This is a genomic window from Streptomyces sp. NPDC059668 (assembly GCF_042734135.1).
In the GTDB taxonomy this organism is placed as follows: Bacteria; Actinomycetota; Actinomycetes; order Streptomycetales; family Streptomycetaceae; genus Streptomyces.
This window is the reverse complement of the sequence record NZ_JBHWEL010000086.1, coordinates 14558-37289: the sequence shown is the minus strand read 5'-3', so window position 1 is coordinate 37289 and position 22732 is coordinate 14558. Positions and strand designations below refer to the sequence as shown.

Below are 22732 nucleotides of genomic sequence, written 5' to 3'. Positions count from 1 at the left end.
GGCCCGCAGCGAACGCGCTGCGGGCCCTCCGGCGATTTCCCACCTGTGTCCAGGCTGTACGGACGAGTCCCGGTCAGGCCTCGTCGCGGCGGAGCGACGGCTTGAGGTCCTTGAGCCGGCCCAGCAGTCCGTTGACGAACGAGGGCGACTCGTCCGTGGAGAACTCCTTGGCGAGCTGCACCGCCTCGTCGAGCACCACCGCGTCGGGTGTCCCGTCGACCCAGATCAGCTCGTAGGCGCCGAGGCGCAGGATGTTGCGGTCGACGACCGGCATCCTGTCCAGCGTCCAGTCGACGGCGTACGTCGCGATGAGCTCGTCGATCCGCTTCGCCTTGGTGGCGTAGCCCTCGACCAGCTCCATCGTGTACTCGCTGACCGGCGGCTGCCGGGTGTCGTTCCGGGAGTGCCGGATCCAGTCCGCGAGGACCGTCAGGACGTCCACGCCGCGCTGGTCGCCCTCGAAGAGGATCTGGAAGGCGCGCTTGCGGGCCGTGTTGCGGGCAGCCACGGTTAGCTGTTCACCCGGCCGAGGTAGTCGCTCGTGCGGGTGTCGACCTTGATCTTCTCACCGGTGGTGATGAAGAGCGGGACCTGGATCTGGTGGCCGGTCTCCAGGGTGGCGGGCTTGGTGCCGCCGGTGGAGCGGTCGCCCTGGACGCCCGGCTCGGTCTCCTGGATGACGAGCTCGACGGCGGCCGGCAGCTCGACGAAGAGCACCTCGCCCTCGTGCTGCGCCACGGTGGCCGTGAAGCCCTCGATCAGGAAGTTGGCGGCGTCGCCGACGGACTTGCGGTCGACCATGAGCTGGTCGTACGTGTCCATGTCCATGAAGACGAAGTACTCGCCGTCCATGTACGAGAACTGCATGTCACGCTTGTCGATCGTGGCCGTCTCGACCTTGACGCCGGCGTTGAACGTCTTGTCGACGACCTTGCCGGAGAGCACGTTCTTCAGCTTGGTGCGCACGAAGGCCGGGCCCTTGCCGGGCTTGACGTGCTGGAACTCGACGACGGACCAGAGCTGGCCTCCGTCGAGCTTGAGCACCAGGCCGTTCTTGAGGTCGTTCGTGGAAGCCACGGTTGCGGAATCTCCTGGACTGACGTGGACGACCCCGGGACACGCGCACAGCCGGGGCTAGAGCGCGAGCAGTTCCTTGGTCGTGATGGTGAGTAGCTCGGGTCCGCCGTCCGCCTCGGGGCGCACGACGAGCGTGTCATCGATCCGGACACCGCCCCGGCCCGGGAGGTGGACCCCCGGTTCGACGGTGACCGGCACGCAAGCGTCCAGTTTACCCATGGCCGCGGGGGCCAGCTGCGGGTCCTCGTCGATTTCGAGCCCGACACCGTGCCCCGTCAGTGTGGGAAGGGCCTCCGCGTACCCCGCGGAATCGAGCACCTGGCGGGCCGCGCGGTCCACGTCGCGGTAGGCGACGCCGGGCACCAGCGCCTCGCGTCCGGCCCGCTGGGCGGCGAAGACGAGGTCGTAGAGGGCGATCTGCCAGTCAGCGGGCGAGGTGCCGATCACGAAGGTACGGCCGACCTCGCAGCGGTAGCCGCGATAGGTGGCGCCGAGACAGACGGACAGGAAATCGCCCTCCTCGACCCGCCGGTCCGTGGGCCGGTGCCCGCATCTGCCCGAGTTCGGCCCGGTGCCCACCGAGGTCGCGAAGGCCGGCCCGTCGGCGCCGTGGTCGACCAGACGGCGCTCCAGTTCGAGGGCGAGGTGACGCTCCGTCCGGCCGACGAGAATGGATTCGAGGAGTTCACCGAGCGCCTGGTCGGCGATCTCGGCGCCGATCCGCAGACAGGAGATCTCCTCCTCGTCCTTGACGACCCGCAGCTGTTCGACCGCGGCGCCCAGGTCGCTCAGGCGCAGTCGCGGTGCCACCGATCCCATGGCCCGGTGCCGGGTCACGGTCAGATGGTGCTCCTCCACGGCCATCGAGTCGGCACCCTGGGCGGTGGCGACGTCGGCCGCCGCGACGGCCGGGTCTCCGCCGGGACCCGACAGGGCCTGTACGCGCAGCGCCTCGTCCGGACGGCCCCCGCCGGCCTCGTCGCCCGGCGGGCCCGCGCAGAGCAGCAGGTCCTCTCCCCTCCCCAGCAGGAGAACGGCACCGCGCGGCGCCGCCCCCGCGAGATACCTCACGTTGGCGGGGCGGGTGACGAGCGCGGTCGCGCTGCCGCCCGCCGTACAGCGCTCCCTCAGCCGCTCGCGTCGAGCCGCGTAGACCTCTGACATGGATCGAGCCTACGAGCGCCGACCCGATACCGCCGGTTCAGTGGGGCCGGACGGGCGGGTGGGGGCACCGGGCCCCGGGTGCCGTGCCGTCAGGGCCGGGCTACCACTGCGGGGGACTCGCGATCGAACGGGCGAGCACGTCGTCCAGGACCCGGGCCGTGGCGGGTACGTCCAGCTGCGAGTTGTCGATGATGGGCAGCCCCGAGCCGTACCAGCCGGCCATCCGGCCGTGGATGCGGGCGACTTCCTCGTCGCTGAGGCGGCGGTTCCCGGAGCGCTCCGCGTTGCGCTCCAGGACTATCTCCAGGCCCGGCAGCAGGACGACGGGCAGCAGTCCCGGCCCCACGTGCCGCTTCCAGCCGCCGAGGCCGACGACCGGGCGGTCCGGGAAGACGGCGTCGTCGAGGATGCAGGAGATGCCGTTCGCCAGGAAGTTCCGCGCGGCGAATCCGCAGGTGCGGCGGGCCAGACGGTACTGCGCCTCCGAGTGGTCGTTCCACCCCGACTGGGGGTCGGCGAAACCGGAGCGCACCCACTCGCGTACGTCGTCGAGGCTGATGTGCGCCGTCGGGACCCGGCGGTGGTCCGCCCAGTACTTGGCGACGCTGGTCTTTCCCGCGCCCGCGGGGCCGATGAGCAGCACGGCGAGCGTGGTCGCCGTGGGATCGGGGGCGCCCGTGGCCGGGGGTGCGCTCGGCATGGCGACCGGGCCGCCCGGGGGCAGCTGCACATGCCCCGTGGTGTCCGGCGCGGGCGGTACGGGGGCGTGGTGCGGGGGCGCGGGGTGCGGCAGGTGCGACGGCGGCGCAGGGGGTCCCGGCGGCGGGCCGGCGAAGCCGGGAGCCGGTGCGCTCGTGGGTGCCGGGCCCGGGTGCGCGCCCGGGTGTCCCGGATGGTGCGCGGCCGGCGACCAGCCGGCGCCCGGTCCGTGCCCCGGCTGGTGGGGCGGCGGCAGCGGAGCCCCCACTGCGTGCTGCATCCGGTGCCACTCCGTCTCGTACAGGCGATGGGCGCTGGCGAGCGGGGACTCGGTCCCGAGCCGCTCTCCCCCACCCTAGAGGGCGCGGGAGACGCCCCTACCGAACGGTACCTTCCCCGGCCGCCGTTGTGTGAACGGCCCGGGAAGGCGGTAAGTGCCCGTGCGACGAGGGCAAATCTGCGCAAGTGGGGGCCCGTTGGGCGTTACTCCCCCACTTCGCCGTACGCGGCGAGGAGCACGGCCGGGTCGGGGCCCTCCAGGACGGTCGGCTTGGCCAGCCCGTCGAGGACGATGAAGCGCAGCAGGTCGCCGCGCGACTTCTTGTCGACCTTCATGTTCTCCAGGAGCTTCGGCCACTGGTCGTGGCGGTAGCTCAGCGGGAGACCGACGGATTCGAGGATCGTGCGGTGCCGGTCGGCGGTCGCGTCGTCCAGCCGGCCCGCGAGCCGGCCGAGTTCGGCGGCGAAGTGCATGCCGACGGCGACGGCGGCGCCGTGCCGCCACTTGTAGCGCTCGTTCTTCTCGATGGCGTGCGCGAGGGTGTGCCCGTAGTTCAGGATCTCGCGCAGCCCCGACTCCTTGAGGTCGCCGGAGACGACCTCGGCCTTGACCTTGATGGAGCGCTCGATCAGCTCGGCGGTGTGCGGGCCGGCGGGTGTGCGGGCCGCCTGCGGGTCGGACTCGATGAGCTCCAGGATCGCCGGGTCGGCGATGAAACCGGCCTTGATGACCTCGGCGAGGCCGGAGACGAAGTCGTTGACCGGCAGCGAGTCGAGCGCGGCAAGGTCGCAGAGCACGCCCGCGGGCGGGTGGAAGGCGCCGACGAGGTTCTTGCCCTCGGCGGTGTTGATACCGGTCTTGCCGCCGACCGCCGCGTCGACCATGCCGAGCACGGTGGTCGGGACGGCGATCCAGCGCACTCCGCGCAGCCAGGTCGCGGCCACGAAACCGGCCAGGTCGGTGGTGGCGCCGCCGCCCACGCCGACGATCACGTCGGTACGGGTGAAGCCGGACTGGCCGAGCGCCTTCCAGCAGTAGGCGGCGACCTCGGCGGTCTTGGCCTCCTCCGCGTTCGGCACCTGGATCGCGACGGCCTCGAAGCCCTGCCCGGCCAGATCGGCGCGCAGCGCCTCGCCGGTCTCGGCGAGCGCCTCGGGGTGGACGACCGCGACGCGCTTGGCCCGGTCGCCGATCAGTCCGCCGAGCTCGCCGAGGAGCTGACGGCCGACCAGGACCTCGTAGGGGTCGGTGCCCGCGGTGCCGCCGACCTGGATACGCGTCACTGCCTCGCTCATGCTTCCTTCAACTCCAGTGCGTCGAGGACGGCTTGGGCGACCTCTTCGGGGGTGCGGCCGTCGGTGGGCACGACCGCGCTGGCGACTTCGGTGTACAGGTGGCGGCGCGCCTCCATGAGCTCGCGCCACTGCCGTCGCGGGTTGACGGCGAGCAGCGGCCGGGCCGCGTTCAGGCCGGTGCGCTGGACCGCCTCCTCGACGTCCATCGAGAGGTAGACGACCCGGTGCCCGCTGAGCAGGGTGCGGGTGTCCTCGTCGAGGATCGAGCCGCCGCCGAGCGCCAGGACGCCGTCGTGGCCGGCCAGCGCGCGGGCGACCGCGTGCTTCTCGACGGCGCGGAAGACCGGCTCGCCGTCGTCGACGAAGATGTCGGCGATGGTGCGGCCCTGCTCGGCCACGATGTCGTCGTCGGTGTCCCGGTAGGCGCAGCCGAGCCGCTCGGCGAGCAGCGCGCCCACCGTGGACTTGCCGACGCCCATCGGGCCGACCAGCACGACCAGCGGTCCCGCGGTCACCGTACGACCAGGTTCTCGAGGTACGACTCGACGTTGCGCCGCGTCTCGGGGACGCTGTCGCCGCCGAACTTCTCCGCGACCGCGTCCGCGAGGACCAGGGCGACCATGGCTTCGGCGACGATGCCCGCGGCCGGGACCGCGCACACGTCGGAGCGCTGGTGGTGGGCCTTGGCGGCCTCGCCGGTGGCCACGTCGATGGTGGCCAGCGCGCGGGGCACGGTCGCGATCGGCTTCATCGCCGCGCGGACGCGCAGCAGCTCGCCGGTGGTCAGACCGCCTTCGGTGCCGCCGGAGCGGCCGGTGGTGCGGCGGATGCCGTCCTCGCCGTGGACGATCTCGTCGTGGGCCTTGGAGCCGGGCACCCGGGCCAGTTCGAAGCCGTCTCCGACCTCGACGCCCTTGATGGCCTGGATGCCCATGAGCGCGGCGGCGAGCCGGGCGTCGAGCCGCCGGTCCCAGTGGACGTGCGAGCCGAGGCCCACGGGCACGCCGTACGCGAGCACCTCGACGACCCCGCCGAGCGTGTCGCCGTCCTTGTGGGCCTGGTCGATCTCCGCGACCATCGCCTTCGAGGCGTCGCCGTCGAGGCAGCGCACCGGGTCGGCGTCCAGCTTCTCGACGTCCGAGGGCGTGGGGTAGACGCCGTACGGTGCCTTGGCCGCGGCGAGCTCGACGACGTGCGAGACGATCTCGATCCCGGCCGTCTCCTTGAGGTACGAGCGGGCCACCGCGCCCAGGGCCACCCGGGCGGCGGTCTCCCGGGCGGAGGCGCGCTCCAGGATCGGGCGGGCCTCGTCGAAGCCGTACTTCTGCATGCCCGCGAGGTCGGCGTGGCCGGGCCGGGGCCGGGTCAGCGGGGCGTTGCGGGCGAGGTCGGCGAGGATCTCCGGGGCGACCGGGTCGGCCGCCATGACCTGGTCCCACTTGGGCCACTCGGTGTTGCCGACCATGACGGCCACCGGCGAGCCGAGGGTGAGCCCGTGCCGGACTCCGCCCAGGAAGGTGACCTCGTCACGCTCGAACTTCATCCGGGCACCGCGTCCATAGCCCAGGCGCCGCCGGGCGAGGTGGTCCGCCACCATGTCCGTGGTGATCGGAACGCCGGCGGGAAGACCCTCCAGCGTCGCGACAAGTGCGGGTCCGTGGGACTCCCCCGCGGTCAGCCAGCGCAACCTGCTCAACGGTGCTCCTCATGCTCGCGCCCTGGTACTGCTGCTGCGTACACGTGTCCTTGCGTACGGCGACGGCGCGACCGGGTGCGCGGCCCTGGCCCGCCACCCCCGATCCTCCCATGGCCGGGGCCCCCGTCCGGCCCCAGGTCCATCAGGCGGACGTGTCCGGACGGGCCGGGGGGTGCCCGGCAGGACCGGCCGGAGGGTGTTCAGCGTCTGGCGAGCGCGTGCTCGCCCGCCTTCCGCATGGCGCCCAGCGGAGCCGGGGCACGTCCGGTCATCTTCTCGACCTGGAGCACGGCCTGGTGCACGAGCAGGTCGAGGCCGCCGACGACGGCGCCGCCGTACGCCGACCAGCGGGCGGCCAGTTCGGTGGGCCAGGGGTCGTACAGCACGTCGAAGAGGGTCGCGGGCCGCTCCGGGACGGCGGCGGCCAGCGCGTCCGTGGTGCCCGCCGGGGTCGTGGCGATCACCAGCGGGGCGCGCAGGGCCTGCTCGGCGTCCGCCCAGTCCGCGGTACGCACCGGCACGTCGAGCCGTTCGCCCCACTGCCGCATCTCGGCGGCGCGCTCGGCGCTGCGGACGTACGCGACGACCTCGCCGGTGCAGACGCGTGCCAGGGCGGCCAGCGCGGACGAGGCGGTGGCCCCAGCGCCCAGGACGGCGGCGGACTCCACCTGCTCGATGCCGTGCTCGCGCAGCGCGGCGACCATCCCGGGGATGTCCGTGTTGTCGCCGAGGCGGCGTCCGTCGTCGGTGAGGACGACGGTGTTGACCGCCTCGACGGAGGCCGCCGTGTCACTGATCCCGTCGAGCAGGGGGATGACCGCCCGCTTGAGCGGCATGGTCAGTGACAGGCCCGCCCACTCGCCGCCGAGCCCCTCCAGGAAGTCCGGCAGCGCCTCCTCGTCGACCTCGAAGCGGTCGTAGGACCAGTCGTCGAGTCGCAGTTCCCGGTACGCGGCGCGGTGCAGCACCGGCGAGAGGGAATGCGCGATCGGCGATCCGAGGACCGCCGCCCGGCGGGCGTCAGTGGCCCGAACTCTCATTGAACTTGTCCTTGAGCCTCTGGAATTCGTCGTAGGTCTTGGCGAATTCGGTGTTGTTCTGGCCGTCGGTCGCCACGAAGTAGAGCCAGCCGTCGTCGCTCGGGTTCAGCGCCGCCTTGAACGCGTCGGCACCGGGGTTCCCGATGGGACCGGGCGGCAGACCGCTGTTCGTATAGGTGTTGTACGGGTCCTTGTTGCTGTTGATCTCGGACTCGCTGATGTGGATGTTGCTCTGGCCCTTCAGGTAATTGAAGGTCGAGTCGAACTGGAGCAGCCGGTTGGTCTGTGTGTTCGTGGACTTGAGGCGGTTGTAGATCACCTCGGCCATCTTGCGGAAGTCGTCGTGGGTCTTGCCCTCGGCCTGGACCATGCTGGCGACGGTGACGAGCTGCAGCGGGTCGGCGAGGTCGAATTCCTTGGCCTTCGCTTCCAGGTTCAGCTTCTTGTAGTTCTCCACGGCCTGCGCGACCATCTGCTTCAGGACCGCTTCCGGCTTCATCCCCTTGGCGGCGGGATAGGTCGCCGGGTAGAGGAATCCTTCCAGCGGTTCCTTGATCTTCTTGTTGTTGTTCGCCCAGCTGGGAAGTCCGAAACTCTTGTATTCCTTCTTGGCGACCTTGGCGGTGGTGCCGTCGGGAAGTGAGAGCTTCTCGTCGATCTTCTTGTAGACGAGGATGTTGCGCTCGCCCGGAACGACGACCACGTTGTTCTGGCTCTTGGGGTCGAGCATGAGTTTGACGGCGCTGGCGGCCGACATCTCTTTCCGCAGCAGATAGGCCCCGGCCTGGATCTTCGTCCCGTCGGGGTTGGTCTGCTGTGCGGACACGAAGGCGTCGACGCTCTTGATGACGCCCTTCTCCTTCAGCGCCTGCGCGATCGCGAAACCGCCCGCGCCCTTCGGGATGTTGACCGTCACCTCACCGGTGCCGTCGCCCACATAGTCCGGAGCCGGGCCGAAACGTTTTTGGTAGAACTGATACCCGAAGTAACCGACCCCGCCGACACCGCCGCCGAAGACGAGCACGACCACCAGGCAGGCGCAGCCGCTGCGGCGCTTCTTCGTCGTCCCGCCTTTGCCGCCCCGGCCCTTCCGGTCGCCGCGGCCGCTCTTCGGGTCGTCGTCCCCGGAGTCATCGTCGTCGTCCGCGAAGAAGGCGTGCTCACCCTGGTCCGGTCCCGGGTCCCAGTCGGTCGGCGCCGGTTCGGGCTCGGCTCGGCGGCGCGCGGGCGGTTCCGGCGGCGGGTACGCGTCGGGGGTGTTGTAGAAGTCGGGCTGTTCACCACCGTAGGCGGCGGCCTGGTTCGCGTACGGGTCGTTCGGGTCCGGGGCGTACGCGACCGGGTGCTGTGCCCCGTTGTCCCAGCCGCCGTCCTGGTACTGCTGCTGGTCCTGACCGTGGTACTGCTGTTGCGACGGGTCCACGTACTGCTGCTGGTCGTGGCCGGTGTACTGCCCCGGGTACGGCTGCTGCTGCCCCTGGCCGCCGTAGTGCTGCTGTCCCGGGTCGTGGTATTGCTGCTGGCCCTGGTGCTGCCGGCCCGCGGCATCGAACTGCTGCTGGCCGTAGCCGCCCTGCTGACCGTCGCTCCAGTCGCCGTACTGCGCCTGCGGCTGCTGCGGCTGCTGCGGGTAGTGCTGCGGCTGGCCGCCGTAGGGGGACTGGCCGTCGGCGGCCTGTCCTCCCCATCCGCCGTCCCCGTACAACGGGTCCTCCGGATGCCACGGTTCGGAGCCTGGGCCCCGGCCATACTCAGTCATCGATCCCCTAGAGCCGCGAGGCGGTGGCCGCTGGTGTGGTGGCTCGGCTCCCGTTCGCCTCATTTGCTGTGCGGTGGCTGTTCGAACACCACCACATCGCGCGGAACGTTACCGTATCGCGATCAGATGACCACTTCGACGCCCTCGCCAGGTGGATTACCTGACACCCGTTCGGATTCCAAGGCCTGTTGAAGGATGATCACAGCGGCCACCTGATCGATGACCGACCTGCCCTTCTTGGACTTCACGCCCGAGGCGCGCAGTCCCTGGCCGGCCGTCACCGTGGTCATTCTCTCGTCGAGGAGTCTCACGGCGACCGGCGCGATCGACCGGGCGAGGTCCTGGGCGAAGCCACGGACCTTCACGGCCGCGGGGCCCTCGCCCCCCTTGAGGGAGCGGGGCAGTCCGACGACGACCTCGATCGGCTCGTACTCCTCGACCAGCTGCCTCAGCCGGCGCTGAGCGGCGGGCACGTCCCGTCCCGGCACGGTCTCGACCGGAGTCGCGAGGATCCCGTCGGGGTCGCACGAGGCGACCCCGATCCGCGCGTCCCCGACGTCGACCGCGAGCCGACGGCCGCGGCGCATGCCCCGGCCGTCCCCGCCGTCCGGATCGTCCGTGCTCACGTGCCCGCCCGCGCTCACTTGGCCGTCTCGCCGACCAGGCGTTCGACGGCGTCCATGGCCTCACCGATGGCGGCCGGGTTCTGGCCGCCGCCCTGAGCGACGTCCGGCTTGCCGCCACCGCCGCCGCCGAGGGTCTTGGCGGCCGTACGGACCAGGTCGCCGGCCTTGAGGCCGCGCTCGCGGGCCGCCTCGTTGGTGGCGATGACCGTGAGCGGCTTGCCGCCCGCGGTGGTGAACAGGGCCACGACGACGGCCCGGCCGCCCTGGATGCGGCCGCGTACGTCGAGGACCAGCTTGCGCAGGTCGTCCGCGCCCGTGCCGTCCGGGACCTGGCCGGTGACCAGAGCGACGCCGCGGACGTCCTTGGCGGACCCGGCGAGACCGGCGGCGGCCTGAAGGACCTTCTCCGCGCGGAACTTCTCGATCTCCTTCTCGGCGTCCTTCAGCTTGCCGAGCATGGCGGAGACCTTCTCCGGGAGCTCCTCCGAACGGCCCTTGATCAGCTCCTGGAGCTGAGCGACGACCGTGTGCTCCTTGGCGAGGAAGTTGTAGGCGTCGACGCCGACCAGGGCCTCGATGCGGCGCACACCGGAACCGATCGAGGACTCGCCGAGCAGCTTGACCAGGCCGAGCTGGGCGGTGTTGTGGACGTGCGTACCGCCGCACAGCTCCTTGGAGAAGTCGCCGATCGTCACGACGCGCACGCGCTCGCCGTACTTCTCGCCGAACTCGGCGATGGCGCCCTGCTTCTTGGCCTCGTCGAGGCTCAGGATCTCGGCGTGCACGTCCAGGTCCCGGGCGAGCACCTCGTTGATCTTCTGCTCGACGTCGGTCATGACGGCCGTGGGGACGGCCGAGGGCGAACCGAAGTCGAAGCGGAAGCGGCCCGGCTGGTTCTCGGAACCGGCCTGGGCGGCCGTCGGGCCGAGGGCGTCACGCAGGGCCTGGTGGGTGAGGTGCGTGGCCGAGTGGGCGCGGGCGATGGCCGTCCGCCGACGGGTGTCGATGACGGCCTGGGCCTGGGCGCCGACGGTGACCTCGCCGACCTGGACGACGCCCTTGTGGACGTACACGCCCGGGACGGGCTTCTGGCAGTCGCGGACCTCGACGATCGCGCCGCTGTCCACCCTGATGCGCCCGGTGTCGCCGATCTGGCCGCCGCCCTCGGCGTAGAACGGGGTGCGGTCGAGGACGATCTCGACCTCGTCGCCCTCGGTGGCGGCGGGCGAGGACACGCCGTCGACCAGGATGCCGACGATCGTCGACTCCCCCTCGGTCCGGTCGTACCCGATGAAGTCGGTCTCACCGGCGGCGTCGGCGATCTGCCGGTAGGCGCCGAGGTCGGCGTGACCGGTCTTCTTGGCCCGGGCGTCGGCCTTGGCCTTGTCCCTCTGCTCCTTCATCAGGCGGCGGAAGCCGTCCTCGTCCACGGAGAGGCCCTGTTCGGCGGCCATCTCCAGGGTGAGGTCGATCGGGAAGCCCCAGGTGTCGTGGAGCAGGAACGCCTTGTCGCCGGCGAGCACCGTGCCGCCGGACTCCTTGGTGTCCGTGATGGCCGTGTCGAGGATGTTCGTGCCGGCCTTCAGCGTCTTGAGGAAGGCGGCCTCCTCGGCGAGGGCCACGGTCTCGATCCGCTTGCGGTCGCTGACCAGCTCCGGGTACTGCTGACCCATCATCGCGATCACCACGTCGATGAGGTCCTTGACGACCGGCCCCGTGGCGCCGAGCAGCCGCATGTTGCGGATGGCGCGGCGCATGATGCGGCGCAGCACGTATCCGCGGCCCTCGTTGCCGGGGCTCACGCCGTCGCCGATGAGCATCACGGACGTCCGCATGTGGTCGGTGACCACGCGCAGCGAGACGTCGGAGTCGTGGGCGGCGCCGTACTCGACGCCCGTCAGCTCGGTGGCCTTCCTGATGACGGCCATGGAGGTGTCGATCTCGTACATGTTCTGCACGTCCTGCAGAATCATGGCGAGGCGTTCCAGGCCGAGGCCGGTGTCGATGTTCTTGCTGGGCAGCTCGCCGAGGATCTCGAAGTCCTCCTTCGAGGTGCCCTCGCCACGCTCGTACTGCATGAAGACCAGGTTCCAGATCTCCACGTACCGCTCGTCGTTGACGGCCGGGCCGCCCTCGACACCGAACTCCGGACCACGGTCGTAGTTGATCTCGGAGCACGGGCCGCAGGGTCCGGGGACGCCCATGGACCAGTAGTTGTCCTTCTTGCCGAGGCGCTGGATGCGCTCGGCGGGGACACCGATCTTGTCGCGCCAGATGGACTCGGCCTCGTCGTCGTCGAGGTAGACCGTGATCCACAGCCGCTCGGGGTCGAGCCCGTACCCACCCTTGTCCTGGGGCAGCGTGAGCAGCTCCCAGGCGTAGGTGATGGCGCCTTGCTTGAAGTAGTCGCCGAAGGAGAAGTTGCCGCACATCTGGAAGAACGTGCCGTGGCGGGTGGTCTTGCCGACCTCTTCGATGTCGGGCGTGCGCACGCACTTCTGCACGCTGGTGGCGCGCGACCACGGCGGCTTGACCTCACCGAGGAAGTACGGCTTGAAGGGGACCATGCCCGCGGGGACCAGGAGCAGAGTCGGGTCGTCCGCGATGAGCGACGCCGAGGGGACGACGGTGTGACCGCGCTCCTCGTAGAAGCTCAACCAGCGGCGGCGAATCTCGGCCGACTCCATCAGTGGTCCTCATTCCGGTTGTGCGAGTACGTCGACCTCTCGACATACCTCGGATCGTTACGGTTCTCGATGGCGGCGTACCGCCGGGGTGCGGGGAGTTCGTGGTCGGCGGAGGCGCCCAGCCCGAGCGCCTCGTCGAGTTCGGCCTCCCGCTGGGCCATGCCCTCGCGGACGTCGAGTGCGAAGTCCTTGAGCCGGTGCCCTGCCTGGAGCGCCTTGTTCGCGGCCTGGGCGGCGAGGCTCTCGGGCGTCAGCTGCTTGAGCTTGCGGTTGACCTTGGTGGTGGCCCACACACCCGCGGCTGCGCCGGCGGTGAACCAGAACGTACGGCGGAACATCGCTGCGTCAGTCCTTCTTCCGCTTTCCCCGTCGCGCGGACGGGACGGTGCGGCCCACGATCACGGTACGCCGGGACGCTTTGGGGGGTGCGTTCTCTCGGCGGCCGCCGAGGGCCCGGCGGACGCCGTAGCCGAACGCCGCGACCTTGACCAGCGGGCCGCCGAAGGTGGAGGCGACGGTCGTGGAGAGCGCCGACGCGTTCGACGTGACCTCCTGGACGTCCGACGCGATGGCGTCGACCCGGTCGATCTGGGTCTGTGCGGAGCGCACGGCTTCCGAGGCCTCGGCCAGCAGCGGGACGGCCTGGTCGGTCACGTCCGCCACGAGCTTGGTGGTCGCCTTGAGGGTCTGGGCCAGTCTCGCCAGCGCGACGGCGAGGAACGACACCAGGATCGCCCAGAAGACGGCCACCAGGATCCCGGCCACCTCACCACCGGACACTGTCGCACCCGCTCCCTAGTACGTGCCTCAACATCGAAAAGTCGTCCCCCGAGCCTATCGCGCCGGGGCCGCCGCTCCGTACCGCATTAAGGGCCGAGGGGGCCGGAGTTGCGCGAACCGATTGTACGGAACGCATACGTGTCAGTACTCTCCGTTGCCCATGCAGCATTTTGACCGGCCCCTGTCCTCCGGCGGCGCGCCGCACGGCAATCTGCCCCTGGAACTCGACGCGTTCGTCGGGCGCGCGGGCGAACTCGCCCGGCTGGCCGAGGCGCTGGAGCGGTCCCGGCTGGTCACGGTGACCGGCATGGGCGGCGTCGGGAAGTCCCGCCTCGCGGCACGGGCGGCGGCGCGCACGGACGCGCGGGACGGCGTGTGGCGGGCGGAGCTGGCCGCCGTACGGGATCCGGACCTCGTCGCGTACGCCGTCGTGGAGGCCCTGGGCCTGACGGACCAGACGTCGAGGGCGCCGCGCGAGCTCCTGCTCGACCGCCTCTCCGGACGCCAACTCCTTCTGGTCGTCGACGGGTTCGAGCATCTGGTGGACGCGTGCGCCGCCCTAGTGGGCGAGCTGCTGCGGCGTGCGCCGGGGGTACGGGTGCTCGCGGTCGGGCGCAGGCCGCTGGAGATCGAGGGCGAACGGCTGTTCCCGTTGGCGCCGCTGGGCGATACGGAGGCCGTGGAACTGTTCGAGGAGCGGGCGGCGGCCCGGGTGCCCGGGTTCGCGCTGGACGACGGCAACCGGTCGGACGTACGGGAGCTCTGCCGCCGGCTCGACGGGATCCCGCTCGCCGTCGAGCTGGCCGCGGGCCGGCTGAGCGCCCTCTCCCCCGGCCAGCTGCTGTCCCGTCTCGAGGACCGCTTCCGGCTGCTGACGGGGGGCGGGCGGGACGCGCTGCCGCGGCACCAGACGCTGCGGACGGCGATCGGCTGGAGCCACGAACTGTGCACGTCCGAGGAGCGGCTGCTGTGGGCGCGGCTCTCGGTGTTCGCCGGCCTGTTCGACCTGGAGGCCGCCGAGTACGTGTGCGGCGGGGACGGGCTGTACGCCGACCACGTCCTCGACGTGCTCGGGGCGCTGCTCGCGCAGTCCGTGCTGGCCCGCGAGGAGACGCCGGCGGGTCCGCGCTACCGGATGCTGGACTCGGTCCGGGCCTACGGCGCGGACTGGCTGGCGGCGTCGGGGGACGCGGACCGGCTGCGCCGCCGCCACCGCGACTGGTACATGGGCCTGGCGACCTGGTGCGAGCTGGACTGGTTCTCGCCGCGGCAGGCCGAGGTGGCCGCGCGGGTCGAGGCGGAGCTGCCGAACCTGCGCCGCGCCCTGGAGTACTGCCTGACCGAGCCGGGCGAGACGCATCTGGGCCAGTACCTCGCGGGCAGCCTGTGGTTCTACTGGGTGGGCTGCGGGCGGCTGGCGGAGGGGCGGCACTGGCTGGAACGCGGCGTGGAACTGGACGGCGACCGCGAACAGTCGCGGCTCAAGGCCCTGTGGGTGCTCGGCTACGTGGCGATCCTTCAGGGCGACACGGTGTCGGCGCTGACCGCGCTCCAGGAGTGCCGCGAGGAGGCGCTGCGGACCGCCAACCCCACGGCGCTCGCCTACGCGGAGCACCGGGCCGGCTGTCTCGCGCTGGTCAGCGACGACATGCGGCGGGCGGAGACCCTGCTGCGCTCGGCGCTCGACCGGTATCACGAGATCGGCGAGCTCAACAGCAACGTGCTGATGGGTCAGGTCGAGCTGGCGATGGCGCTGGCGTTCCAGGGCGACATGCCGGCCGCGGTGAAGCTGTGCGAGGACGTCCGCCGGGTGTGCGAGGACCACGGGGAGCGCTGGGCGCTGGCGTACGCGCTGTACGTGCTGGCGTACGAGGCCCTCGCCGAGGGCGATCCGGCGCGCGCCCGGGATCTTCTGGTCCGGTGTCTGGACATCGCGCACACCTTCCGCGACCTGCTCGGCACCGTCCTCGCGCTGGAGCTGCTCGCGCTGGTCACGACGGTGCAGGGCGATCCCGCCGAGGCCGCGGTGCTTCAGGGCGCGGCGGCCCGGCTGTGGCCGTCGGTGGGACTGCCGCTGTTCGGCTCGGCGTACTACAACGTGCCGCACGAGCGGTGCGAGGCGGGTGCCCGGGAACACCTGGGCGACGCACGCTACGAGGAGTGCGTACGCGCCGGGGAGCGGCTCGGGCGGGAGGCGGCGGTGGAGCGGGCGCTGCGGCGGCCCGGGCAGCGCCCGCCCGGCACGGCGGTGCCCGCCCCGCGCCGGCCAGCCCCGGACACGCAGGAGCCCGCCGTCTCGCGCACCTCGAAGGGCGGCGGGACGGCGGGCTGACACGCAGGTGGTGCTACGTCCGCGGGATGAGGATCAGCGGGCGTAGTACTCGACGACGAGCTGCTCGTCGCAGATCACCGGGATCTCCTTGCGGTTCGGCTCGCGGTCCAGGCGGAACGCCAGGGCGCCGAGGTTCACCTGGAGGTAGCGCGGGGTCTCGCCGTCGGGGGCGAAGCCGCCCGCGCGGGAGACCTCGAACAGCGTCTTGCTGCGGCTGCGCTCGCGGACCATCACGACGTCGTCGGGACGGACGCGGAACGAGGGCTTGTCGACCTTCTGGCCGTTGACCTCGATGTGACCGTGGACGACCATCTGGCGGGCCTGGTAGATCGTGCGGGCGATGCCCGAACGCAGGACCAGCGCGTCGAGACGGCGCTCGAGCTCGATGATCAGGGCCTCACCGGTCTTGCCCTGGACCTTGGAGGCACGCTCGTAGGCGCGGACGAGCTGGCGCTCGGACACGTCGTACTGCGCGCGCAGACGCTGCTTCTCCAGCAGACGGACCTTGTAGTCCGAGTTCTGCTTGCGGCCACGGCCGTGCTCACCCGGCGGGTAGGGGCGGGCCTCGAAGTACTTGACGGCCTTCGGGGTCAGCGCGATGCCGAGGGCACGCGACTTCTTGACCTTGGGGCGGGACTGGTTCGCCATGAACCAAACACCTCATGTTTTCGATGCGAATACGGCTTCACCAGGGTTAGGGGAGGTCGCAATCCGCAGCCCGGGAAACCCTCCTCGCCGCTGTGGGGGTCCACGTGGGCGGGGCGGGCAGCCGCTCCTGGGTCTGGGCACATACGTGCAGCACGCGAGTGGCCCACCGACCTGTCCCGGAACTCCGGGTGGTGGTGGGCTGCCCGCGACACCTTCGACGGTGCGCGACGCTCCTGGAATCCCCCCGTGGAGGCGGGGGCTCCGGCTGGATGTCCCGTTCTGGTGGTGCCGACCGGAGCCGGACACGGGACGCAGCGCTGGGCGTCATCCTACAGGGTGGTCAGGACCGTCCTCGACCGAGGTGCTTGCGGGTCCACTCCACCGCGTCCGCGTAGCGCGCCTCCGTGCCGTGCCGGGTCGGCGTGTAGTACTCCCGGTCCCTGAGCTCCTCCGGGGCGTACTGCTGGGCGGCGATGCCCTCGGGCAGGTCGTGCGGGTACACGTACCCCTGGGCGTGCCCGAGCTTGGCCGCGCCCTTGTAGTGCCCGTCGCGCAGGTGCATCGGCACCGGGCCGGCGTGGCCCTTGCGCACGTCCTCCATGGCGGCGCCGATCGCCGTCGTCGCGGCGTTGGACTTCGGCGCCAGGGCCAGGGCGATGGTGGCGTGGCTGAGGGTGAGCGCGGCCTCGGGGAAGCCGATCATGGCGACGGCCTGGGCGGCGGCGACGGCTGTCGGCAGCGCGTGCGGATCGGCCAGGCCGATGTCCTCGCTGGCGGAGATCATCAGACGGCGGGCGATGAAGCGCGGGTCCTCGCCGGCCTCGATCATCCGGGCCAGATAGTGCAGCGCGGCGTCCACGTCCGAACCGCGGATGGACTTGATGAGGGCGCTCGCCACGTCGTAGTGCTGGTCGCCGTCGCGGTCGTACTTCACCGCGGCGCGGTCGACGGTCTCCTCCAGGGTCTGGAGGCTGATCTCCGGCTCGCCCTTGTCGAGCGCGGACCCCGCCGCCGCCTCCAGGGCGGTCAGGGCGCGGCGGGCGTCACCGCCGGCGATCCGCATCAGGTGCCGCTCGGTGTCCTCGGGGAGGGTGACGGACGCCTTGAGGCCTCGCTCGTCGGTGAGCGCCCGGCGCAGCAGTCCGCGCAGGTCGTCGTCGGTGAGCGGTTCGAGGGTGAGCAGGAGGGAGCGGGAGAGCAGGGGGGAGATCACCGAGAAGTAGGGGTTCTCGGTGGTCGCCGCGATGAGGGTCACCCAGCGGTTCTCCACGGCCGGGAGCAGGGAGTCCTGCTGGGCCTTGCTGAAGCGGTGGATCTCGTCCAGGAAGAGGACGGTCTCCTTGCCGAAGCCGCCGATGGCACGGCGGGCGCTCTCGATGACGGCGCGCACTTCCTTGACGCCCGCGGTGATCGCGGAGAGCTCCACGAAACGCTTGTTGGTGGCCTTGGAGACCACGTACGCCAGAGTCGTCTTGCCGGTGCCGGGCGGACCCCAGAGGATCACGGAGGACGGTCCGGCGGGGCCGCCGCCGCTCTCGCCGACCAGTCTGCGCAGGGGTGAGCCCGGCTTCAGCAGATGCTGCTGGCCCACGACCTCGTCGAGGGTGCGCGGGCGCATCCGGACGGCCAGGGGGCTCCCGGAGGGGTCCTTCTCCTGGCGTTCTTCGGCTGCGGCGGTGAACAGGTCGGGCTCCACGGACGAAACCCTATGTCACCCCACTGACAATGCCCTCGGCGCTGTCAGCTCGTCCAGAAGTCCCACCAGCGGGTCAGGATCAGCATGCCGATGATGCCGATGTGCAGGACCGGCAGGACCCAGGTGAACTCGCCGAAGAAGCTCCTCAGCCAGCGCGGGGCGGGCAGGAAGCTGTTGCGGACGTTGAACGAGGTCACGTACCAGAACATGATGATCGTGGCGACCCAGGCCAGCGAGCACCACAGGCAGAGCGAGTTGATGCGGTACAGCGACTGGAACTGGAGCCAGGTGCAGAACCCGACGCCGAAGAGGGTCCCGGCGTTGAAGGTCAGCCAGTACCAGCGCGGGAAGGTGGCCCGCGCCAGCAGGCTCACGCCGACGCAGATCACGATGCCGTACGCCACCAGGCCCAGCATCGGGTTCGGGAACCCGAAGGCCGAGGCCTGCTCGCTCTTCATGATGTTGCCGCAGGAGACGACCGGGTTCAGGCTGCACCCCGGCACGAAGTTCGGGTTCTCCAGCAGCTTAAACTTGTCGATCGTGATGACCCACGCCGCGAGCAGACCGGCCGCACCGGTGATCACCAGCAACAGGGCGAGCGCACGGCTGCCGCCGACCGTCCGGGGACCGTCGACGCGGTCCGGGTCGGTGGAGACGTCCTTGACTGTCGTCTTGCTCATCACGCCGTTTCCGTAGTTTCGAAGGGCCTGCGGGCACCGACATTGTGCCGCACGCGCGGGTGTGTCCACCGTTCGATGGACATAAGGAGGTACGCGCGGTCGTCCCGGAACGTTCGGTTCGGGGGGAAGCTCGGGGCCATGACAACACACGCGGAAGAGCTCGCGGTGGACGTCCGGGGGCTGCGCAAGCGGTACGGGGACGTGACCGCCGTCGACGGTGTGGACCTCGGAATCCGCCGGGGCGAGGTGTTCGGCCTGCTCGGACCCAACGGCGCGGGCAAGAGCACGACGGTGGAGATCCTCCAGGGCAACCGCGCCCGGGACGCGGGCGCGGTCTCCGTGCTGGGCGCGGACCCGGCGACGGGGTCGCGCGCGTGGCGCTCCCGGGTCGGCATCGTCTGGCAGGACGAATCCGCGCCCGCCGAGTTGACGGTGCGCGAGACCGTACGGCATTTCGCCCGCTACTACCCGCGTCCCCGCGACCCCGAGGAGGTCATCGGGCTCGTCGGCCTGGAGGCCAGGGCGGACAGCCGGATCAAGGCGCTCTCGGGGGGTCAGCGCCGGCGGCTGGACGTGGCGCTCGGCGTGATCGGCGGCCCCGAGCTGCTGCTCCTGGACGAGCCGACCACCGGCTTCGACCCGGCCGCGCGCCGCCGGTTCTGGGACCTGATCAGAAAGCTGGCCGGCGAGGGCACCACCATCCTGCTCACCACCCACTACCTGGAGGAGGCGGAGGCGCTCGCGGACCGGCTCGCCGTCGTCGCGCACGGGCGGGTCGTCGCCGAGGGCGAGCCCGCCGCGCTGCGCGAGCGCTTCGGCACCGGGGCGACCGTCGCGTGGACGGAGGCCGACGGCACCCCGCACACCGAGCGCACCGACACCCCCACCCGCACGGTCGCTGAGCTCACCCGCCGCTTCGACGGCGAGATCCCGGGGCTGACGGTGACCCGCCCCACCCTGGAGGACGTCTATCTCCGCCTGACCGGACAGGAGAACGCGCGATGACCACGACCGCCGTACGATCCCGCGACAAGGTCGGCACCGGCCGGCTCCCGGGCGCCTGGGGCCTCGGCCTGCGGCGTGGTGTCCTGGAGATCAGGCAGTTCTTCCGCCAGCGCGACCAGGTGGTGTTCACCTTCGCCTTCCCGGTCGTCTTCCTGTTCCTCTTCGCCTCCATCTTCAGCGACGACGTGCACGGCGCGGGCATCACCGCCTCGCAGCTGTACGTCCCCGCGATGATGGCCGCGGGCATCATGTCCACCAGTTTCCAGTCCCTCGGCATCTCCATCGCCATCGAGCGCGACGAGAAGGTGCTGCGCAGGCTGCGCGGCACACCGATGCCCCCGGCCGCGTACTTCCTGGGCAAGATCTGGCTGGTCCTGGTCACCGGCGTCCTGGAGACCGCGATCCTGCTCCTGGTGGGGACGACGCTGTACGACGTCGAACTCCCCTCGGACGTGGGCAGGTGGGCCGAGTTCGGATGGATCTTCGTCCTCGGTCTGACCGCGTGCGCCCTGCTCGGCATCGCGGTCAGCTCGGTCCCGAAGTCGGGCAGGAGCGCCACCTCCGTGGTCGTCCTCCCCTTCCTGGTACTGCAGTTCATCTCCGGGGTGTACATCGCCATCGACACGATCCCCGACTGGATGCTGAACGTCGGCGCGCTGTTCCCGCTCAAGTGGATGTGCCAGGGACTGCGCGGGGTGTTCCTGCCGGACTCGGCGAAGGTCCTGGAACAGACGGGCGCCTGGGAGTTCGGACGGGTCGCCCTGGTGCTGGGGGCGTGGTGCGTCGGAGGACTGGTGCTGTGTCTGCTGACCTTCCGCTGGAAGAACCGGCGCGACGGGTGACCCACCCGACGGGCGGTACGGGCGCCTCGGGTGGCGCGAGCGGTTCGCGGGGGTCGTACACCTGGGACCGCTCGTTCCGCCTCTGGGACTCGTACTGCGCGACCGTGTGAGTGGCCAACCTGGTGTCGCGGTGGCGGCCCGGCGGCCGTCACCAGCGCGATGCGCTTCGGCTTCCTGGACTGACGTGTCCCGGCCTCGAACGCCGGACGGAGCGAGGGGAGTTCAGCGGCACGGGAACCACGCGCACCGCCCCCGCCGCCCGCACCCGGGAGATCATCTCACGGGCCGGGCGGACGGGGGCGGCCGGACGCGCGCTCAGCCGAGCCGTACCTCGAGTTCCGCCACGATCTCGTTGACGCCCACGGCGGTCTGCTCGCCGGACTCCATGTCCTTGAGCTGCACCACGCCCTCGGCGAGATCCCGCTCACCGGCGACGATCGTGAAGCGCGCCCCGGACCGGTTCGCGTTCTTCATCGAGCCCTTGAGCCCCTTGCCGCCGTACGAGAAGTCGGCGGCGATCCCCAGCTTGCGCAGCTCCGTGACCTTCGCGAAGAGCACCCGGCGGGCCTCCTCCCCCAGCGGCACCGCGAACACACTGGTGGACGCGGGGAGTTCGAGCTCCACACCCTCCGCCTCCAGCGCCAGCACCGTACGGTCGACGCCCAGGGCCCAGCCGACCGACGGCAGTTCGGGGCCGCCGATCATCTCGGAGAGGCCGTCGTAGCGGCCGCCGCCGCCCACCGCGGACTGCGAGCCGAGACCGTCGTGGACGAACTCGAAGGTGGTGCGGGTGTAGTAGTCCAGACCGCGCACCAGCTTGGCGTCGTCCTCGAAGGCGACGCCCGCGGCCGTGATCAGCTCGCGCACCTCCTCGTGGTACGCCTTGCACGCGTCGCACAGGAAGTCGCGCAGGAGCGGCGCGCCGACCAGCTGCTTCTGCACGTCGTCGCGCTTGTCGTCGAGGACCCGCAGCGGGTTGATCTCGGCCCGGCGGAGGGTGTCCTCGTCGAGTTCGAGACCGCGCAGGAAGTCCTGGAGCGCGGCCCGGTACACGGGACGGCACTCCTTGTCGCCCAGCGAGTTGAGGAGGATCCGGAAGTTCCTGAGCCCCAGCGACCGGTACGCCTGGTCCGCCAGGATGATCAGCTCGGCGTCGAGTGCCGGGTCCTCCGCGCCGATCGCCTCGGCACCGACCTGCGAGAAGTGGCGGTACCGGCCCTTCTGGGGGCGCTCGTAGCGGTAGTACGAGCCGGAGTACCAGAGCTTGACGGGGAGGTTGCCGAGCTTGTGCAGGTTCGCCTCCAGCGTGGCGCGCAGCACGGACGCGGTGCCCTCGGGGCGCAGCGCCAGCCGGTCGCCGCCCTTGGTCTCGAAGGCGTACATCTCCTTGCTCACGATGTCGGTGGACTCACCGACCCCGCGCGCGAAGAGTTCGACGCTCTCGAAGCCGGGGGTCTCGATGTAGCCGTAGCCGGAGTTGCGCAGCGGCGCGGCGATGGCCTCGCGGACCGCGAGGTACTTCGCGCTGTCCGGCGGGATCAGGTCGTACGTGCCCTTGGGGGCCTTGAAGGTGCTCACGAAGGTCTCTCGTCACATTCCTCGTCGGGGAGCCGGCCGCGGGCCGGGCTCTTGACGGTCTGCCGCCACCTGCCGCAGGTACGGGTTGGTGGCGCGCTCCTGGCCGATGGTGGTCTGGGGACCGTGCCCCGACAGCACCACGGTCGAGTCGTCGAGCGGCAGGCACACGCGGGCCAGCGAACCGAGCATCTCGTCCATGTCACCGCCGGGCAGGTCGGTGCGTCCGATGGAGCCGGCGAACAGCAGATCCCCGGAGAAGAACACGGACGGGACGTCCGCGCTCTCGGGCATCCGGAAGGTCACCGACCCCTTGGTATGGCCGGGCGCGTGCGCGACGGACAGCTCCAGACCGGCCAGTTCGAGTCCGACACCGTCGGCCAGCTCCTTGACGTCGTCCGGCTCGCCCACCGTCAGCTCGCCCATCAGCGGCATGCCGATGGACCGGCCGAGCGCCTTCTCGGGGTCGCTCATCATGTACCGGTCCTCGGGGTGGATCCACGCGGGAACCCCGTGCGCTCCGCACACCGGGACGACCGCGGCGACGTGGTCGATGTGGCCGTGGGTGAGGATGACCGCGACGGGCTTGAGCCGATGCTTCTTGAGCGCGTCCTCGACTCCCTGGGTGGCCTGGTGGCCCGGGTCGATGATCACGCACTCCTCACCCGCGGCGGGGGCGACCAGGTAACAGTTGGTCCCCCAGGCCCCGGCGGGGAACCCGGCAATGAGCACGATCGTCCTTCGGGGTGTCGTACGTGATGTGCCGTACGGAGTGGGCGGCTGTGGCTCAGAGCCTACCGGCGCTGCCGTTTCCTCAGCCAACCCATATACGGTACGGGGCACACGCAGGC

Annotated in this window: 21 protein-coding genes; 3 read left to right on the top strand and 18 right to left on the bottom strand. The window is 71.0% G+C overall.

The window, feature by feature from the left end; genetic code table 11:
• Window positions 1–73 precede the first annotated feature (73 nt).
• The 13 genes from nusB to ACFV2J_RS36870 form a co-directional block, all read right to left on the bottom strand.
• Complete coding sequence (gene nusB / locus ACFV2J_RS36930) at window positions 74–508, bottom strand: transcription antitermination factor NusB (RefSeq protein ID WP_168527171.1); 435 nt, start codon at window positions 506–508, stop codon at window positions 74–76.
• A gap of 2 nt (window positions 509–510) precedes the next feature.
• Window positions 511–1077 carry an elongation factor P gene (efp, locus tag ACFV2J_RS36925; protein ID WP_010988257.1) on the bottom strand — a complete coding sequence of 189 codons (567 nt, stop codon included), beginning with the start codon at window positions 1075–1077 and terminating at the stop codon, window positions 511–513.
• Window positions 1078–1134: 57 nt separating this feature from the next.
• Entirely contained in the window at window positions 1135–2241 is a 1107-nt protein-coding gene (locus ACFV2J_RS36920) for a M24 family metallopeptidase (protein WP_385096627.1), read from the bottom strand.
• Between the two features lie 100 nt (window positions 2242–2341).
• A complete protein-coding gene (locus ACFV2J_RS36915) occupies window positions 2342–3220 on the bottom strand; it encodes a Pro-rich N-terminal domain-containing protein (protein ID WP_385096630.1) in 879 nt (292 codons plus the stop codon).
• A gap of 203 nt (window positions 3221–3423) precedes the next feature.
• Window positions 3424–4515 carry a 3-dehydroquinate synthase gene (gene aroB, locus ACFV2J_RS36910; RefSeq protein WP_385442832.1) on the bottom strand — a complete coding sequence of 364 codons (1092 nt, stop codon included), beginning with the start codon at window positions 4513–4515 and terminating at the stop codon, window positions 3424–3426.
• Window positions 4512–5030 (bottom strand): shikimate kinase, encoded by a 519-nt coding sequence (locus tag ACFV2J_RS36905; protein WP_385442830.1) that lies wholly within the window; start codon window positions 5028–5030, stop codon window positions 4512–4514. Before ACFV2J_RS36905 ends, aroB begins: the two co-directional genes overlap by 4 nt.
• Entirely contained in the window at window positions 5027–6211 is a 1185-nt protein-coding gene (gene aroC, locus ACFV2J_RS36900; RefSeq protein WP_385089568.1) for a chorismate synthase, read from the bottom strand. Before aroC ends, ACFV2J_RS36905 begins: the two co-directional genes overlap by 4 nt.
• Before the next feature lie 200 nt (window positions 6212–6411).
• A complete protein-coding gene (locus ACFV2J_RS36895) occupies window positions 6412–7251 on the bottom strand; it encodes a shikimate dehydrogenase (protein ID WP_385089570.1) in 840 nt (279 codons plus the stop codon).
• Window positions 7232–9010 carry an endolytic transglycosylase MltG gene (gene mltG / locus ACFV2J_RS36890; protein ID WP_385442825.1) on the bottom strand — a complete coding sequence of 593 codons (1779 nt, stop codon included), beginning with the start codon at window positions 9008–9010 and terminating at the stop codon, window positions 7232–7234. The genes ACFV2J_RS36895 and mltG overlap by 20 nt, the downstream gene beginning before the upstream one ends.
• 122 nt (window positions 9011–9132) lie before the next feature.
• Window positions 9133–9597 (bottom strand): Holliday junction resolvase RuvX, encoded by a 465-nt coding sequence (ruvX, locus tag ACFV2J_RS36885; RefSeq protein WP_385089586.1) that lies wholly within the window; start codon window positions 9595–9597, stop codon window positions 9133–9135.
• A gap of 53 nt (window positions 9598–9650) precedes the next feature.
• The gene (gene alaS, locus ACFV2J_RS36880; protein ID WP_385089576.1) at window positions 9651–12323 is read right to left on the bottom strand and encodes an alanine--tRNA ligase; all 2673 of its coding nucleotides are present in this window, start codon (window positions 12321–12323) and stop codon (window positions 9651–9653) included.
• Window positions 12323–12661: a DUF6167 family protein gene (locus ACFV2J_RS36875; RefSeq protein WP_385089578.1), complete on the bottom strand. Its 339-nt coding sequence runs from the start codon at window positions 12659–12661 to the stop codon at window positions 12323–12325. The genes alaS and ACFV2J_RS36875 overlap by 1 nt, the downstream gene beginning before the upstream one ends.
• 7 nt (window positions 12662–12668) lie before the next feature.
• Window positions 12669–13103 (bottom strand): DUF948 domain-containing protein, encoded by a 435-nt coding sequence (locus tag ACFV2J_RS36870; RefSeq protein WP_385089581.1) that lies wholly within the window; start codon window positions 13101–13103, stop codon window positions 12669–12671.
• Window positions 13104–13263: 160 nt separating this feature from the next.
• Here ACFV2J_RS36870 and ACFV2J_RS36865 point away from each other — a divergent pair, with 160 nt between their 5' ends.
• Complete coding sequence (locus tag ACFV2J_RS36865; protein ID WP_385089583.1) at window positions 13264–15435, top strand: ATP-binding protein; 2172 nt, start codon at window positions 13264–13266, stop codon at window positions 15433–15435.
• A gap of 33 nt (window positions 15436–15468) precedes the next feature.
• Here ACFV2J_RS36865 and rpsD read toward each other — a convergent pair whose 3' ends face one another.
• The 3 genes from rpsD to ACFV2J_RS36850 form a co-directional block, all read right to left on the bottom strand.
• Window positions 15469–16083: a 30S ribosomal protein S4 gene (rpsD, locus tag ACFV2J_RS36860; protein WP_153291663.1), complete on the bottom strand. Its 615-nt coding sequence runs from the start codon at window positions 16081–16083 to the stop codon at window positions 15469–15471.
• Window positions 16084–16423: 340 nt separating this feature from the next.
• A complete protein-coding gene (locus tag ACFV2J_RS36855; protein WP_385442819.1) occupies window positions 16424–17779 on the bottom strand; it encodes a replication-associated recombination protein A in 1356 nt (451 codons plus the stop codon).
• Window positions 17780–17823: 44 nt separating this feature from the next.
• Window positions 17824–18459 carry a vitamin K epoxide reductase family protein gene (locus ACFV2J_RS36850; RefSeq protein ID WP_385442816.1) on the bottom strand — a complete coding sequence of 212 codons (636 nt, stop codon included), beginning with the start codon at window positions 18457–18459 and terminating at the stop codon, window positions 17824–17826.
• Window positions 18460–18597: 138 nt separating this feature from the next.
• Here ACFV2J_RS36850 and ACFV2J_RS36845 point away from each other — a divergent pair, with 138 nt between their 5' ends.
• On the top strand, window positions 18598–19464 hold the full coding sequence (locus tag ACFV2J_RS36845) for an ABC transporter ATP-binding protein (RefSeq protein ID WP_385097985.1): 867 nt from the start codon (window positions 18598–18600) through the stop codon (window positions 19462–19464).
• Window positions 19461–20306, top strand: a complete 846-nt coding sequence (locus ACFV2J_RS36840) for an ABC transporter permease (protein ID WP_385097988.1) — start codon at window positions 19461–19463, stop codon at window positions 20304–20306. Before ACFV2J_RS36845 ends, ACFV2J_RS36840 begins: the two co-directional genes overlap by 4 nt.
• A 315-nt stretch (window positions 20307–20621) precedes the next feature.
• Here the strand turns inward: ACFV2J_RS36840 and hisS are convergent, their stop codons facing one another.
• Window positions 20622–21884 (bottom strand): histidine--tRNA ligase, encoded by a 1263-nt coding sequence (gene hisS / locus ACFV2J_RS36835; RefSeq protein ID WP_385096429.1) that lies wholly within the window; start codon window positions 21882–21884, stop codon window positions 20622–20624.
• Window positions 21885–21896: 12 nt separating this feature from the next.
• On the bottom strand, window positions 21897–22613 hold the full coding sequence (locus ACFV2J_RS36830) for an MBL fold metallo-hydrolase (RefSeq protein ID WP_385096432.1): 717 nt from the start codon (window positions 22611–22613) through the stop codon (window positions 21897–21899).
• Window positions 22614–22732 lie beyond the last annotated feature (119 nt).